At 43.1% G+C, this 267-nt stretch carries 1 protein-coding gene; it reads left to right on the top strand.

Annotated features, from left to right (window positions below; all coding sequences use genetic code 11):
• Positions 1-267, top strand: a 267-nt coding sequence (locus AB4512_RS24725) for a LysR substrate-binding domain-containing protein (RefSeq protein ID WP_372176113.1), incomplete at both ends; no start/stop codon positions are given.

The following is a 267-nucleotide window of genomic DNA, read 5'->3' as shown; positions in this document are numbered from 1 at the left end:
CTCTAACCGTATTACGCCGCTCTACCGAAGAACAGTTTCGACTCAAAATCGATTGCCGCCTCACTGTTATGGATATGGAAATGGTCGTCGTTGCCGTACTAGATTCTCTTGGTTATGCTGTCATTCCAACGTATATCCATGAAGATATTGCCGCTGCTGGCAAAGTAATTGAAATATTTGATGACTACACCATAAGTCCGGTTAGATTCAGCTTGTTATATAGAGATAAAAATCTGCAGACCGCAGCTCAGCGGGCTGTTGTAGAAA

The organism is Vibrio sp. 10N.222.52.B7, from assembly GCF_041474275.1.
GTDB lineage: Bacteria > Pseudomonadota > Gammaproteobacteria > Enterobacterales > Vibrionaceae > Vibrio > Vibrio crassostreae_C.
The sequence above is the reverse complement of the archived record's forward strand: the minus strand, read 5'-3'. Positions and strand labels throughout refer to the sequence as shown.